The sequence below is a fragment of the Pseudoalteromonas sp. S1610 genome (assembly GCF_005887465.1).
Classification (GTDB): domain Bacteria; phylum Pseudomonadota; class Gammaproteobacteria; order Enterobacterales; family Alteromonadaceae; genus Pseudoalteromonas; species Pseudoalteromonas undina.
The window spans coordinates 50,980-64,215 of sequence record NZ_PNDI01000038.1 but is presented as its reverse complement, the minus strand read 5'-3'; the positions used below and the strand labels follow the sequence as shown (position 1 = coordinate 64,215).

Annotated in this window: 10 protein-coding genes; 4 read left to right on the top strand and 6 right to left on the bottom strand. The window is 39.1% G+C overall.

The window, feature by feature from the left end:
* Positions 1-174 precede the first annotated feature (174 nt).
* Positions 175-834 (top strand): hypothetical protein, encoded by a 660-nt coding sequence (locus CWB77_RS13485; protein WP_138623142.1) that lies wholly within the window; start codon positions 175-177, stop codon positions 832-834.
* Here CWB77_RS13485 and CWB77_RS13480 read toward each other — a convergent pair.
* Positions 826-1,542: an SIMPL domain-containing protein gene (locus CWB77_RS13480; RefSeq protein WP_075169840.1), complete on the bottom strand. Its 717-nt coding sequence runs from the start codon at positions 1,540-1,542 to the stop codon at positions 826-828. The two genes, CWB77_RS13485 and CWB77_RS13480, sit on opposite strands and share 9 nt — an antisense overlap.
* Before the next feature lie 114 nt (positions 1,543-1,656).
* On the opposite strand from CWB77_RS13480, the gene CWB77_RS13475 reads away from it, so the two are divergent.
* Together CWB77_RS13475 and CWB77_RS13470 are read left to right on the top strand one after the other, a co-directional pair.
* A complete protein-coding gene (locus CWB77_RS13475; protein WP_138623140.1) occupies positions 1,657-4,323 on the top strand; it encodes a bifunctional acetate--CoA ligase family protein/GNAT family N-acetyltransferase in 2,667 nt (888 codons plus the stop codon).
* An 8-nt stretch (positions 4,324-4,331) separates the two neighbouring features.
* Positions 4,332-5,276, top strand: coding sequence for an ion transporter (locus CWB77_RS13470; RefSeq protein WP_008113346.1), 945 nt, complete (start codon positions 4,332-4,334; stop codon positions 5,274-5,276).
* Between the two features lie 24 nt (positions 5,277-5,300).
* On the opposite strand, the gene CWB77_RS13465 is transcribed toward CWB77_RS13470, so the two are convergent.
* From CWB77_RS13465 to CWB77_RS13455, 3 genes are read right to left on the bottom strand one after another with little or no spacing between them, the layout of a single operon-like run.
* Positions 5,301-9,806, bottom strand: coding sequence for an EAL domain-containing protein (locus tag CWB77_RS13465; protein WP_138623138.1), 4,506 nt, complete (start codon positions 9,804-9,806; stop codon positions 5,301-5,303).
* 18 nt (positions 9,807-9,824) lie between these two features.
* A complete protein-coding gene (locus CWB77_RS13460; RefSeq protein ID WP_138623136.1) occupies positions 9,825-10,232 on the bottom strand; it encodes a GNAT family N-acetyltransferase in 408 nt (135 codons plus the stop codon).
* Positions 10,233-10,244: 12 nt separating this feature from the next.
* Positions 10,245-10,448, bottom strand: a complete 204-nt coding sequence (locus tag CWB77_RS13455) for a DUF3283 family protein (protein ID WP_008113353.1) — start codon at positions 10,446-10,448, stop codon at positions 10,245-10,247.
* A gap of 222 nt (positions 10,449-10,670) precedes the next feature.
* Between CWB77_RS13455 and CWB77_RS13450 the strand changes: the two genes are divergently transcribed.
* Positions 10,671-11,369: a transporter substrate-binding domain-containing protein gene (locus CWB77_RS13450; RefSeq protein ID WP_055012514.1), complete on the top strand. Its 699-nt coding sequence runs from the start codon at positions 10,671-10,673 to the stop codon at positions 11,367-11,369.
* On the opposite strand, the gene CWB77_RS13445 is transcribed toward CWB77_RS13450, so the two are convergent.
* Both CWB77_RS13445 and CWB77_RS13440 read right to left on the bottom strand, forming a co-directional pair.
* Positions 11,366-11,611 (bottom strand): DUF1289 domain-containing protein, encoded by a 246-nt coding sequence (locus CWB77_RS13445; RefSeq protein WP_036934167.1) that lies wholly within the window; start codon positions 11,609-11,611, stop codon positions 11,366-11,368. The two genes, CWB77_RS13450 and CWB77_RS13445, sit on opposite strands and share 4 nt — an antisense overlap.
* Before the next feature lie 104 nt (positions 11,612-11,715).
* Entirely contained in the window at positions 11,716-12,849 is a 1,134-nt protein-coding gene (locus CWB77_RS13440; protein ID WP_008113364.1) for a 1-acyl-sn-glycerol-3-phosphate acyltransferase, read from the bottom strand.
* Positions 12,850-13,236 lie beyond the last annotated feature (387 nt).

Below are 13,236 nucleotides of genomic sequence, written 5' to 3'. Positions count from 1 at the left end.
AGGTTACAAACCTCGCGCCGCGATTAAACCGCCCCTAGTTTGAACAAATTTTAATCCACAAAGGTAAACAGACCCTAGTAACTACTTAAACATATAAAAGGTCGCAATTGCGGCCTTTTGTTTTATAAAGCAAAAAATTAAGCTAGGATAAAGTAGGTATTCAAGGAGAACAGAATGGATCTAAGCATACAGCTACTCAATGCGCGTATTAAACAACAACAGTTTGATGAGCTTGATAACGACTTTAAAAAGCTCACTGACGCTCAAAAAGTGATGCAGCTTAATTACCTGTTTGAAAGCGCGTTACGCATGAGTATTAAATACGATTTTATGCAAAATATTGCCGTGCGAATTTTAGCGAGCAATACGCCACCAGCGCAGTTTATTGAGCAGCTAACCAGTTTAGATGCGCTGAGCTTTTTTACTCCTGCGCTTAAATTAAATAAAGGCTTTATTAGTACAGATAGCCATGGCAATAACGTGTTACATAATGTGTTCAAGCACGCAGCGCCGAGTCAATTGCCTTTTAACTATGTTCGCTCGTTAATGTTATTTGAATCTAATGAAGAGTTACTGCATGCATTGGCGCAAATCAATCAGTACGGGCTCACTCCTGTGGCCAGCTATATCGTTTATGCACATAAGCCCAACATACCGGTAAAACATGAGTTTTCAGCCTTACTGGCATTAATGGAAATAGAACAAAAACAAAATCCTAGAGCAAAATTACAATTGCTTGAGGCATTAAAAAACGACCCTCCAAGCGAAATTACCTTGCTGTTAAGCGCCGCATATTTACAGCGCTCTACTGAACAAGTAGCGGCACTAATCTGATAAGTAATATTCTACGCTGGTAACCACGCGTACATTTTTAATTTGCGGTGTGTTTGAATCCCGATCGCTAATACTAAACTGCCCTTGGCGTGCGGTTTTAATTTTACCTAAAAGTGAGTTTGAATCTTTCGCGAATTTATTTGCTACTTCACGGGCTTTTTCTGTGGCCTCTTGCACCATGGCAGGTTTTATATCGTTAAGCCCAGTAAAAATATATTCAATACGAGTTTGATAGTTATCTTGGACTATGGCTATATTTTGCTTAGCTAACTGACTCACTTTACTCAGTGCGTTTTTAACTTTATCGGGGGCATTAGAGTAAACAATAATATTTGAGCTAATAACGTATCTAAACTTTTGATTGTCGTTCGCGTATTCACGCGCTTGTTTATCAATAATAGATTGAGTGCCTGTCGATATTTCTTCATCGTCAAAGCCATGTAGCTTTAAAAAGGCAATTACGGCATCATTTTTTTGCTCAACTCGCTCAACAAGCTTTTCAAGGTTGTTATCGGCGTCATTAAACTGCAGCGGCCAAATAACAGTATCAGCGACCACTTCACGCTCTGCTAAACCTTTTACCTGAACAGTGCGCTCCATGCCTTTAATATCAAGCGCAGCTCCTTTAATGATAAAGCCCAATGCAATTAAGCCGATGCTTAAACAAACTGCTGCCATAACAACGGTTACATTCGATATTTTATTCACTTCACTCTCCTTGACCAATATCAATAATAAGCATGTTCACGCTCGAAAAAACACAATAAACAGGTTACATTGAGACAGTACAGAACGCAAAACTTAATCAGCCAAGGAAACGCAATGAGTCTAAAACGTATTAACCAGTTTTTTAACCCAAGCTCTGTCGCTGTTATTGGGGCATCAAACACCGCCACTCGCGCGGGTAATGTGGTAATGCGTAACTTACTGCAAGGTGGCTTTAAAGGGCCTATTATGCCCGTTACCCCAAATCATACAGCGGTACACGGCGTATTGGCTTACCCCAGTATTGAAGCCTTACCTAAAGTGCCTGATTTAGCCGTTATCTGTACCAATAAAAACACCTTAATGAAAATTATTGAGCAGCTAGGTACACTTGGCTGTCATAGTGCCATTATTATTGCGGATGGCTTAACCACAGTTCAAAAAAAGGCACTCAAAGAGAACGCAGCTAAGCATAAAGTCACCCTGCTTGGCTCAAATTGTTTAGGGTTACTTATTCCGCATATAGGCTTAAATGCAAGCTTTTCTCATACTGTTGCCACGCCAGGTAAACTGGCTTTTGTATCGCAATCTGCAGCAGTTTGCTCAACTATTCTTGATTGGGCAAAAAATAAAGAAATTGGCTTTTCATACTTTGTATCTATGGGGGATTGTTTAGATATTGAGTTTGACGAAATACTCGACTTTTTAGGCCGTGATGCTAAAACCAAAGCCATCTTACTGTACATCGATAATATTGATGATATCCGCAGCTTTATTTCTGCCGCTCGAGCAGCCGCATTTTCTAAACCTGTTATTGCTATTAAAACTGGCAGAACCAGCGCAGGGGCTCTCGCCGCTGAAATACACACCGGCGGAAAGCAAAGCTCAGATGCGGTATATGATGCCATGTTTCAACGTGCGGGTATGCTAAGAGTAAACGACTTACGTGAGCTCTTTGCCGCCACCCAAACCTTGGCAATGCATCCTAAGTTACTGCAAGTAGAGCAACTTACCATATTAACCAATGGTGGCGGCCCTGGAGTGATGGCGGTTGATGAACTCATTCAAAGCTCAGGAAAACTTGCTCAGCTCAGTGATGAAACTCGCGAAGCACTTAATAAAGTGATCCCGCATTCAGACACCGCTGCCAATCCGGTCGATATATTTGGCGATTCTGCGCCAGTACGTTATAAGCATGCGTTGGAAATATTACTAAATGCTAAAGAAGTTAAAAACTTACTGATCATCCACACTCCATCGGCATTGGCTCCGAGTGAAAATTACGCTCAGGTTATTGTTGAGGCGCTAAATAAATTACCGAAAATGGCACGCCCGTATGTAATTACTAATTTTATGGGAGAAGATGCTGCTTTTGCTGCAAGACGCATCTGCGCTAATAACGCCATCCCTACCTATCGTACCCCAGAAGGGGCGGTAGGCGCCTTTATGCACTTAGTAAGCTATCGTCGTAACCAAAAGCATTTAACTCAAACGCCAGAATCAAATACTGACGATGCCACTATTAATAAAGCAGCAGCGAAAGCGACTATAAAAGAGTTTTTAAATGATGAACAACATTACTTATCAACCCATCAAGCAAGTCATATTTTAAGTAGTTACGGCATTGACTGTATTCAAACTGAAGTTGCCTACACTCCAACCGAAGCCAAAGAGCAAGCAATAGAGCTGGGCTTTCCAGTGGCATTGAAATTGATTAGCCCCAGTATTCCCTCTAAGTCTGAAGTCGGCGGTGTCGTACTAAACCTCAATGATGCGCAAGAGGTAGAGCAAACCGCATTTGCCATGCTGTTAAGAATAAAAAACACCTACCCTGATGCCATTATAGATGGTTTTTCATTACAAAAAATGGCACCTCGAGCGGGAGCTAACGAGCTGCGTATAGCCATTAAAACAGAGCCTAATTTTGGGCCGGTTATTTTATTAGGTGAAGCCGGTACAGGGCTTGAATATGCACAAGCCGCAGTCGCTTTGCCACCACTGAATATGAACCTAGCTAAATATTTAATTGCCGCCGCCCATGATAAAGGCGTACTTAAAGATCGTGTTCTGCCAGAAAAAGTAGATAAATATCGCTTGTGTTCACTACTAACTCGAATTTCTCAATTGGTTGTAGATCAACCGGATATCACCTCATTAGAGCTAAACCCTATTCTAGCTAGTAATGGCCAGTTTTTAGTACTTGATGCCACCATGAATTTGAGCCAATATCAAATTCAAGCACACCGAAAACGTTTATCTATTCGTCCTTACCCTATTGAACTAGTTGAACTAGTCACTTTAAAAAATAATACCTTAGCAACGCTCAGACCAATCAAACCTGAAGATGAGCAAGCACATCAAGCGTTTGACCAGTCATTAACTAAAGAAGATAGGTATAAACGCTTTTTTGGTGAGTTACCACAATTTAACCACGATCAACTCGCGAAAATGACGCAAATTGATTACGACCGCGAAATGGCGTTTATTGTTACCCAAACACAAGACGAGCAACAGCACACCCTAGGGGTTTCACGAGTGATTATGGACCCAGATAACTTACAAGCAGAGTTTGCTATTGTAGTACGTTCTGATTGCCAAGGGCTTGGATTAGGGCGTATTTTAATGAATGCAGCAATTTCTCATTGTAAGCGCCAAGGGGTAAAAACCGTTGAGGGGATCACCCTACCTGAAAACACTGGCATGATTGAGCTGGCTCGTAAACTCGGATTTAAAATTAGTCGTGATTTTGAAGAAGGCAGTATCAATATGTTACTCACATTATAATAATTATTATGCAGAAACTTAGACAAACCATCAACCAAGTATTTGAGTCTTCAGGTAAGTACCAACGGGCCGGTCACTTTTTAGATGCCCTACTAATCACTATTATTATGATAAATGTGGTGGCCATCGTACTCGAATCAGTGCACAGCATTGCCACTGAGTACTACAACGAATTTTTAATGTTAGAGCTGGTATCGGTTGCCATATTTAGTGCTGAATACCTAATACGTGCTTGGACCTGTGTAGATAGAGTAAAATACGCCTCTATGGATTGCTCCAATACACAAAAGCGGATCCGCTATATTTTATCACCACTGGCTATCATCGATTTAATCGCCATTTTGCCAAGTCTATTAATGTTTTTCTTTGCTTTAGACTTACGTTTTTTACGCGTACTACGTTTATTAAGAGTATTTAAACTCACTCGTTATTCACGGGCAATGCAGCTGTTATTACAGGCATTTATTGATGAATCAAGTTCATTGTTGGCTGCATTTTTTATTATGGCAGTAGTACTTATTTTAGCTTCATGCGGTATTTATTTATTAGAACATGACATTCAACCAGACAAGTTTGGCTCAATTCCGGCCGCAATGTGGTGGGCAATGGCAACACTTACGACTGTAGGTTATGGTGATGTTGTGCCAATAACACCCATTGGTAAGCTGTTTGGTGGTGTCATCACTCTAGTCAGCATGGGCATGGTGGCTATACCCACTGGTTTATTAGCATCGAGCTTTTCAGAGCAAGTTCGTAAACGTCGTCAGTTATTTGAAGATGCCACCCATGAGCAAATAACCGATGGTAAACTCTCCGACGAGCAATTACATCACCTTGAAGATCTTCGCTACAAACTTGGATTAAGTAAGTTAGAGGCTAATAAAGCGATAAAAGCGGAGCTTAATAAACGCAGCTCACACTTGTTTTGTCGCCATTGTGGTAAGCGCCCTTAATAAAACAATGTAATAAACGGCGCTTTAAGCTTGTGAGAATACAGGGTGCCAATCGCGCTCAATGAGCTCAAGTACTTGCTCTTTAGGCACCGCTTTACTAAATAAGTACCCTTGGAAATAGCTGCAACCTTGAGCTTTTAAGAAGGCCAATTGATGTGCGCTTTCAACCCCCTCAGCAATACACTCTTTACCTAAACTGCTGGCTAAAGTAAGAGTGGATTGAATAATCGCTTCATTATCCGAATCAATACCAATATCTTGCACAAAGCTACGATCAATTTTTAATACATCGATGGGGAAGCGTTTTAAATACGTTAATGAAGCATAACCTGTTCCAAAGTCATCCATGTATAGCTTACATCCGAGCTGCTTTAGTGCATCCATATTTTTAAGTGCATAGTCTGAGTCTCGCATTAAAATAGACTCTGTTATTTCAAACACAATAGCCTCGGGCGGCAGCGCTGCATTATTTAGTGCTTGGCGAATTTCAGGTATAAGCTCAGCAAACTCAAAATCAAGTGCCGATAAATTAATTGATAAATATAAATCGGGATTCACCTTGCGCCAACGCACCAACTGTACAAGTGCTCTTTTAAATGTTTGCAGCATAATTTTGGTAATTAAACCAATATTTTCAGCCACATTTGCAAACTCTTGAGTACTGGCTAGTTGATTCTCAGGCCAGCGTAGTAATACCTCAAAGCCCTCAGTTTTTTGTGTAGATGTACTAATTATAGGTTGATAATAATTACAAAACTCGTGCTCGTGATACGCTTTGATCAATTGCGACTCTAAATGCAGGGCCCTTTCAACTCTTTGATTCATTTCTTGTTTATAGAACTTGTAACACCCTTCTAAACCATCTTTAGCATAATAGAGCGCCACATTTGATGCTTTTAACAGCGCCTTGTAATACGCAGCGTCATCAGGGAAAAGCGCCACACCAATACTAAGGTGCACATTTACATTTTGGTTATTCATAGCAATGTCTATACTCACGCAATCCATAAGCTTGGTGCATATAAGTAATACTTCTTCTATTTGCTGAATGTCTTCAACTAAAATAACAAATTCATCACCACCTAAACGCGCTATGCTATCACAGGGGCGTAATGCTGTTTTTAAGCGGTTTGCCACCAGCTTAATGATCTCATCAGCGCTTTCTGTACCAAATGAGTCGTTAAAGTATTTAAAGCGTTTTATATTTACATGTAATAGAGCGACTTTGCTGTTATGACGACGCGCTTGATCTATGGCATGCACAGCTCGGTCATTAAACAAAGTTCTGTTTGGCAAACCCGTTAATGAATCGTAATTAGTTAATAAGTGCAGCTCGTTTTCAGCTGACTTTTGCGCATGAATATCCGTTAAAATAACCACATAGCTACTCAACCTTTTACTTTCATCCGCTACAGCGCTTATTTTAACTAACACATGACGCTGCTCTTTATTAGCCAGTACCACAGTGTCTTCACATGAGAAGTGCTCGCCTACTTCAAGCTTTTGCATAATGCGTAAATAGTCAAAATAGCTACTGCGAGTCAAACCTAAATTAAGCGAGCGAGTTGAACGAGGCTCTGCCGATACAGCAAAAGCCGTTTGCAGCGACTTATTTGAAGCACGTATGTTAAAGTTTTTATCTAAAATAAATACCCAATCTCGGGTTTGTTCAAACGCGGCGGTAAATAATCGAGCGTGTTCTTCAAACACCATTTCGCGTGTCATATTAGTATACGTACCCGCTACTTTTTGCGGTGTTGTTTCATCCCATTCAACCACTTTGCCAAAGTCTTTGTACCAGCGCCAATGACCTTTGGCATGACGTAGTCGGTAAGTACAGTTAAAGTATCCTTTGTCGGTTGATAAAAATTCTAACCACTCCAACCTAAAAATGGCACGCTCTTGTGGATGAACTTTATCTAAGTAGTCATCTAAACTGACTGAGTCGTCTTCATAACCTAACTCGTTGACCAATCTAGGCTGATAAATATTTAACTGACTCGCTTGCCAATCCCAAACACCCGACTCACTTCCCTCTAGCGCAAGCTTTAAACGTGCCTCGCTATCTTGGCTTTCTTTGTGTGCGGCTAATAAAATACGCTGTATTTTATTACGTCTCATTACCCAAGCTGTCACTATTGTGAATAACAAAATAGCATAAAGTGCTAAAAAGTAAGGGGCGCGCCATAATGGGTATTTCACTTTAATATTTAACGTCGCTGGCGGGGTATAGTCACCCGTCAACGGATCCTTTGCCCAGACTTTTAACTGATAGCTACCGGGGTTTAATTTAGGAAACACCACGCGATTATTACGGGTATAACTTTTTTTACCTTTGTCGAGCTGATATTCGTAAATAATACGTTCTTGAAAGCTAAATGACATCGCTGAAAATGCAATTTCAAGCCCTATATCATCATGATTTAAAGTAATATTTTTTAATGGCTGTTGTAAGTTAAGCGACAAGTCTCGAGACATTAAGTTAATGCGAGTTATGTTGACGTGATCTAACAAACCTTGGCTATTTTTATTCTCTTTAGGGTCAAAGTAAGTAAAGCCTTTAAGGCTACCATAGGCAATTCGTCCGTCATTTAATTTGGCCATAGCACCACTATTAAATTCAGCAGAAAGCACCCCATCTGATGTAGTAAATTGCTGAAAATGGATGGTGCTCGGGTTTAATCTCCATATTCCTTTATGACTACTCATCCAAATCATTCCCTCTTCATCAAGCACCATATCGTATAATAGTGTGCCTAATTTATTTTTATCTAAATCAATGGTATGTACTAATTCATAGCTATTGGCATCAATTCCAATCAAACCAAAGTTAGATAAAGAAAGCCACAGAATCCCTTGCCTATCTTCAACATACGAGAGAATGCTCACTGCAACATTGTCATGGTGTTTAGGTACTTTATAAAGGGTGTTTAAACTGCGCTCATCCGGGTTAAATTGGTATAACACTCCACCGCTAAAAAATAACGGCCTCTGCGGCTTTGAGGGTAATGGCGGTAAAAAGCCATAGGCTAAAAACGGGTCAAATTGAGAAAATTCGCCCTTTAATGGAGTTAGCACCTGGCTATCAACATTATATTTAAACATGCCATGATCAGGGTGAACAAAATATAAATCACCATTTTCTAGCAAGGTAATACCATGCATCCAATCGTTTATAAATATTTGGTTTTTGGGGCTGGCAGTTTTAGGTTGGGTAAGCTGCTGGGTTTGCGGGTCAAAAATAAACAGTCCTCGGTTTGAGTGTAACCAGAGTTTATTTTTATAAGGCATAATTTTGAAAACGGTAAATTCTGTGGTTAGTAAATCAACTTTATAATCTTTTAAATACACCCTTGAGGTGTTATTTTTTATATCAACAGCCGTTAAACCATTATGAGTACCTAGCCATAACTTATCTTGAAATTGTTTAATTGCCCAGACTGAGTGATGTGAAAATCCATCCCCTCCTAAAGCACTGCCCTCTACATTATAAAATTTATAGTTGTCACCCGATAAATAAAAAGCACCATCAGTTTTAGTCGCAAGCCACATACCACCTGATTTATCTTTTACCATATCAATAATACTGGTATCGGCAAGCGTGTATTTACTTTGTTGAATGCGTTTATTTTTAACCACTATTTTGGTAGTTAAATTAAAACTAAGCAGGCCTTTATCGGTTGCTAAATCAACAATCCCTTGCTGATTATCAATATCCCAAACATTCAAGTCAGCCAGTAGCTTTTCACTTGTAAATACCTGCTCACTATTATTAAACAATGTCTCTATATTACTAATATCAACAGCATATAAGCCTTTAACAGCTCCAACCAATAACTGATTACTATCACCCAGTGCAAATGACTTCACATTGTTTTGATAGATGTGTACGTCGGTTTCGCTTAAATGCTCTAGGGGGCGTACTTGTTGCGTTGCAATATTAAATACATAAGCACCGTCTGTACTGCCAATAAAGATATAGCCATTGTAATGAAACAAGGTACGTACAAACGCATTTTCAAATTGCTCAGGCAGCTTAAATAAAGGAGTAATAGAGCCACTGGCTATATCAAGTTTTGCAAACACTCTGCCTTGACCAACCCACAAGGATTTATCATCTGTGGCTAACATGGTAAAAACAGACTGCTGAAGAATTTGCTCTTCTGTAACTGGTTTTTTTAAATACTGCTGATAGGTATCTGTTTGCGGGTCATACCTAAAAAGCCCTGCTAACAAGGAAGCAATCCAAATTTGCCCTTCTGGATCTTGGTATATGCGATCAATAATGGCTTCTTCTAACTCACCATTTGGGCCATTAATTGGAATAACCTGATAGCCGTCGTAGCGATTTAACCCTCCTTCGGTAGAGAGCCATAAATAGCCATTATTATCGATAAGCATAGTATTAACGTAACTTTGAGATAACCCTTCGCTTGGTGATAGCCGTTTTACTTGCGCTGTTGCAGCATGGCTTATGAGCATAAATAGCACAAACATGGCTGTGATAAACCTATTAATACTGATGCCCATGTGTTTCCTATTACTGATTTAGGGTTGCTGATATTTCAATGCGATAATATTTCGGTGCTTATATGCATCAAATAGCGTTAATAATGCAGGAGTATATGTTAACACCTGGTTAAAACCAAGTGCCTGATAAAAATCAGTAATGTGTTGGTAAGCGAAGGTGTAAACAGCGTCGGCTTGCTGATTTAAAAGAGTGCTTAGCAGCTTTGTTGCCACACCAGTGGAACGATATGCAGGAGCCACAAAAACTGTCGATAAAAATAAAAAAGTCGGTTTGTGCTGTAAGCGGCACGCAGCAATAATAGTGTGGTTATCGTAAGCAACCCACAATTGGTCTTGTTTATTGGCGCGACCGCGGACTTTATATAAGGTATAAAACTTATTTATTAAAGGCGCTTTCACTGATTCTAATTGTTTAATAACAATCATAGCAAGTAAACTCTAACTTAGCATAAGTGCCAAATATTGCTCAAATTTTTGCTTTAAAAAACCTTGCTCTGCAACTGGGCGGCTGTGCAGGGTATCATAAACTTGCTCACGCGTTTTCTTGCCACGCTTAATTTGATATGCCCAAAATGAAGCTTCGTAATCTAGCTGAATCTGATACTTTTGCTCTCGTGGTAAATCACACAGGTTATAACTCATATTCCCCTCTTTTACTGGCCTGATAAAACTTAGATTATACGGTTAAACTTATAATAAACTAACTCTATAATGAATAAAAAGAATCTACTTTAAATAGTCTAAGGGTATCAATAATTGTTAATGATAGGCTCTGCTAGATTATGACTAGAAACTGGGCAAAAGACAGCCAATTTGTTATTATACTCGCCTATCCATTTGCCCCAATAGACAGGAACTGCTGACGTGTTTAAATACTGTAAAGGGTTGCTTGTATTAATAGGTTTAATTTTTAGTAATTCGTCATTTGGCCATAGTTACAGCTATACATTTAATCGCCCGCAGAACACCCAGCAAGCAAATTATACTATTGAGCTATTACAATTAGCGTATACAGATATGGGCTTTAAATTAAATATTATCGATTTTAATCGTCAAAATGCATTATTTGCAGCAAACAGTGGCATGTTAGATGGGCAGCTTGCTCGTGATATTAGTATTGAAAGTGCATACAAAAACTTAATTCGGGTTAACTATCCGTTATTCAAATTTAATCTTGAGCTTTATAAGCACTGTGAACCCAGCTCTACTAAAACAATGGATAGCGTTGCCATTATAGCCAGCTACCCTGTACAACAGCGATATTTAGACAGTATTGATTTTCAAGGCAAGGTTATTGAGGTAAAAAATAATACCACTCAATTAAATTTACTGATCCAGCAAAAAGTAGAAGCTGCATTACTGATTGATTTTGCGATGGCCAATAAAACCATTCCTCCCGCTTTAGGCTGTTATGAAAAACAAGTGGTTGCTACCTACCCGCTTTATCATTATTTACATAACAGTCATGCGAGTATTGCTCAACAGCTTGAGGCTACACTTAAGAAATTACACAACAATGGCACGGTCGCTAAACTCAGATCAAAGTACAAACTACAATTTTAAAAATCAAAGCCTTGCTGTTGTGCTGGCGAAGCGGCTTGCGCAGCTTTATTTTTTTGCTGTAAATAACGTTTATAGCGTTGCTGGCATAGGCTCAACACTTTCTTTTTTTGCGCATTGGTCAACGAATTCCACGAAAATCGCTCATCACGACTGCGATAACATCCTTTGCAGTAACCCCGATTATTAACCAAGCAAATACCTTTACAAGGGCTAGGAATATCAAATATTTCAATTTGTTGCATCAAACCCTCCAGTATAAAAAAGTATAGCTTGAGTATAGCGCCATTTTTGTTTAAAAAAAAAGCAGCAAATTAATTGCTGCTTTTATCTACGCCTAAACTGTTAATTAATGTTCACAGCTTTGTTCATCTACTTGTGTTTTTCTATGGTAGGGCTTAGCGTACATTGCTAGTACTAAAGGCCTTAATTCTTCTGGCACTTTTGCTAAACGCTCTGCAAATTGTGCTGCATCATTTTTATTTATAACCGCTTCAGTACAACCACCTGCAATATAGTTGCCTGGGTGTAAATAAAACGAATCAATTATTTGCTTATCAATGGTTTTTGCCAGCTCATCTGCACTATCGCAATCTGACTGAATAGGCTGGCCAAACGATAAGTGCACATGCCCTTTGGCTGAACTAAAGCCTTCAACAATACTAGCAATATCTTCACCCGCCGATTTCACGTATTTACCATGGTGTTGTTTATGATAGAGCTCTTTTGCCTTCGCTATTGCACAGGGTTCATATTGGTAAGATATTGCAACCGGCACCACTTTTAGCTCTTTAATGTACTCACCAAACTCTTTCTTTTGTTTACGTCCATTTAGTTGTAGCATTTTTAACAGTGCAGGATCGGTTTGATCTACACCGTCTTTAGCCCGACCTTCTTTTTGAGCAATCCAAATAGAATGCCCACTAGTAAGCGAGTCATAAATATAAGCCGATAACTGAGTCAACGCTTTTAACATCTCTTTTGGCGCTTTAGCTGAGCGTTTTACAATAAAGCTTTTATTCAAACGCATAAGCTCAGTAATGTAAGGAATTTGCAATAAGTTATCACCAATCGCAATTCTCACTGTTTTCATTTTATGCTGATAAAGGCCCCAATTAACTAATGCAGGGTCAAGTACAATGTCTCTATGATTTGAAACAAAAAGATAGGCTTGATTAGGGTCTAATGCCTCTAAACCTGAAAAAGTAACGTTTGATGTGGTGCGCCTTACTAATTTATTTAAATAATGCGCCACTTCGTTTTGTACATCTTCAACTGTTTTAACTTTGCCCCACTTTTTACGCAACTGATGTTTTATTATAGCGCGTGCTAAAAACCCAACTGCGGATATAAAGCGTGGCAAATTGTACTTTGCTATCACATCAAGAAACGCATTATCGTTAATTAATCGCGTTAATGAGGCGGCAACTTCATCGTCATTGTAAGGTCTTATATCTGCGTACTTATCTTCTAATTCAATCATTTACTGCATCTACAAAGTTAAAAACGACACGCTAAAACGTCCCGTTATGTCTGATTTTGATTATAACTCAAGCAAAAGTACGAAACTAGCAATACTAAAGTTCGATTTACTGAGTTTTCATAGCGTTATAGTTTAGTACTGAGCATTATTGTCAGACTAACTGCCTCATGTGTATAAACTATAGCTATTAATTATTAATTCAAATGGATAGACCTTACTAATTGCACTTTGTTCAAGTTAACTTAGCAAGGCAGTTGGCCATAATAACATGCAAGTTAACCCTCAGTGGGCAGACCACATTTAAATATAGCTCTACAACTGCTAATGTAAACGCAATCTGATAAACCCAATAATATTCAAATAGATGATACTCTTTTTAACACAAGC

Bases quoted from the DNA above. Each gene is read 5' to 3' on its own strand.
- CWB77_RS13445 (WP_036934167.1), bottom strand. From the start codon at position 11,611: ATGCAACAAATTGAAATATTTGATATTCCTAGCCCTTGTAAAGGTATT.
- CWB77_RS13455 (WP_008113353.1), bottom strand. From the start codon at position 10,448: ATGAGTTATAACCTGTGTGATTTACCACGAGAGCAAAAGTATCAGATT.
- CWB77_RS13460 (WP_138623136.1), bottom strand. From the start codon at position 10,232: ATGATTGTTATTAAACAATTAGAATCAGTGAAAGCGCCTTTAATAAAT.
- CWB77_RS13465 (WP_138623138.1), bottom strand. From the start codon at position 9,806: ATGGGCATCAGTATTAATAGGTTTATCACAGCCATGTTTGTGCTATTT.
- CWB77_RS13475 (WP_138623140.1), top strand. From the start codon at position 1,657: ATGAGTCTAAAACGTATTAACCAGTTTTTTAACCCAAGCTCTGTCGCT.
- CWB77_RS13485 (WP_138623142.1), top strand. From the start codon at position 175: ATGGATCTAAGCATACAGCTACTCAATGCGCGTATTAAACAACAACAG.
- CWB77_RS13440 (WP_008113364.1), bottom strand. From the start codon at position 12,849: ATGATTGAATTAGAAGATAAGTACGCAGATATAAGACCTTACAATGAC.
- CWB77_RS13470 (WP_008113346.1), top strand. From the start codon at position 4,332: ATGCAGAAACTTAGACAAACCATCAACCAAGTATTTGAGTCTTCAGGT.